Source organism: Cupriavidus sp. 01L45, assembly GCF_056399885.1.
On record NZ_JBFTSG010000149.1, the window covers coordinates 1 to 1,659 of the forward strand.

Consider the following 1,659-nt stretch of genomic DNA (forward strand, 5'->3'; position numbering starts at 1 on the left):
TTTGCCTGCTACCGGGCGATCTCAGAACTGCGCTTCGCTCAACGCATTGACCGGCACCGCGCCTGCCACGACGGCATCGCGCAAGGCCGACGCCTGCGACAGGATGTGCTCCGCGAAGAAATGCGCGGTCGCGATCTTGGCATCGCTGAAGGAAGGATCCTCGCCACRCTTCGCATCCGCGGCCAGCATCGCGCGCCCAAGCTGCCAGCCCGAGAACACGATGCCGCAGAGCTTCAGGTAAGGCACGCTGCCGGCGAACACGGCATTCGGATCCGACTTGGCATTGGCCACCACGAACGCCACCACCGCCTCCAGCGCCTCGCGCCCCTTGGCCAGTTGCGCTTGCACCGCGGAGAAAGCCGCGCCGCCATGCTTGCCCAGCGCCGCCTCGGTTTCAGCGATCTGCGCGCAGATGCCGCGCGCCACGGCGCCGCCGTCGCGCACCGTCTTGCGGCCGACCAGGTCGTTGGCCTGGATCGCGGTCGTGCCTTCGTAGATCGGCAGGATGCGGGCGTCGCGATAGTGCTGCGCCGCGCCGGTCTCCTCGATGAAGCCCATGCCGCCGTGCACCTGCACGCCAAGACTGGTGACATCGATCGACAGCTCGGTGCTCCAGCCCTTGACGATGGGCACCATGAACTCGTAGAAGGCCTCGTTCTGCTTGCGCACCGCTTCGTCGGGATGCTGGTGCGCCGTATCGCATGCCGCCGCGGCCACGTAGGCCACCGCGCGCGCGCCTTCGGTCAGCGAGCGCATGGTCATCAGCATGCGCTTGACGTCGGGGTGATGGATGATGGTCACCGCCTCGCGGGCCGAGCCGTCGACCGGCCGGCTTTGCACGCGCTCGCGCGCAAAGGCTACCGCCTGCTGGTAGGCGCGCTCGGAGACCGCGATACCCTGCATGCCGACCGAGAAACGTGCCGAGTTCATCATGATGAACATGTATTCCAGGCCGCGATTCTCCTCGCCCACCAGCGTGCCGATGGCGCCGCCGTGGTCGCCGAACTGCAGCACGGCGGTGGGGCTGGCCTTGATGCCCAGCTTGTGTTCGATCGACACGCAGTGCGCATCGTTGCGCGCGCCCAGCGAGCCGTCTTCGTTCACCAGGAACTTGGGCACGATGAACAGCGAGATGCCCTTGACGCCCTCGGGTGCCGTCGGCGTGCGCGCCAGCACGAGATGGACGATGTTCTTCGCCATGTCGTGTTCGCCGTAGGTGATGAAGATCTTGGTGCCGAACACCTTGTAGGTACCGTCGCCCTGCGGCTCGGCGCGCGTGCGTACCGCCGCCAGGTCCGAGCCGGCCTGCGGCTCGGTCAGGTTCATGGTGCCGGTCCATTCGCCGGAGATCAGCCTGGGCAGGAAGGTGGCTTTCTGCGCATCGCTGCCSGCGGTCAGCAGGGCTTCGATGGCGCCGTCGGTCAGCAGCGGGCACAGCGCGAACGACAGGTTGGCCGAGTTCAGCATCTCGTTGCAGGCGGTGGCGATCAGCTTGGGCAAGCCCTGGCCCCCGAATTCCTGCGGATGCAGCACGCCCTGCCAGCCGCCTTCGCCGAACTGGCGGAAGGCGTCCTTGAAGCCGGGCGTGGTGGTGACCACGCCGTCCTTCCAGCTGCTGGGATCGGTGTCGCCGATGCGGTTGAGCGGCGCCAGCACCTG

General features: G+C 67.3%; 1 protein-coding gene. It reads right to left on the reverse strand.

All coding sequences use genetic code 11. The features are described 5' to 3' along the window. Positions 1–21 precede the first annotated feature (21 nt). Positions 22–1,659, reverse strand: a 1,638-nt coding sequence (locus AC1DT6_RS40445) for an acyl-CoA dehydrogenase (protein ID WP_477115620.1), incomplete at its 5' end; no start/stop codon positions are given.